The organism is Kitasatospora sp. NPDC127116 (genome assembly GCF_042677365.1).
GTDB lineage: Bacteria > Actinomycetota > Actinomycetes > Streptomycetales > Streptomycetaceae > Kitasatospora > Kitasatospora lactacystinica.
Map to the genome: position 1 here is coordinate 1 of NZ_JBHXTL010000123.1, position 331 is coordinate 331.

Sequence of the window (331 nt, forward strand, 5' to 3'; positions counted from 1 at the left end):
CCGGGGCGCCCCGCGTTAAACACCCCGGGGGCGGGGCGGTTTTTTGGGGGGGCCCACTCGTGCGCCCTCAGGGGGGGGGGCCCCCCTCCCCCCCCCCCCGGCCGCGCTCCGCAGGGGGCTGACCTGCGGAGCACCGGGTTGACCCGACCGTGTCCCGGTGCGGGCGGGGCGCGTTGGGTGGGTGTGAGTGGATTCGGGTGGCTGCCGGTGCCGGAACGGCAGCCGAGTGAGGAAACGATCCTGCGCGGCACTCCGGACAGGCCGCCGGAACAGCCGTCGCCACCCGCGACCACGGAGTCGCGGGTGTCGACGGAACCGCCGGTGACGGAGC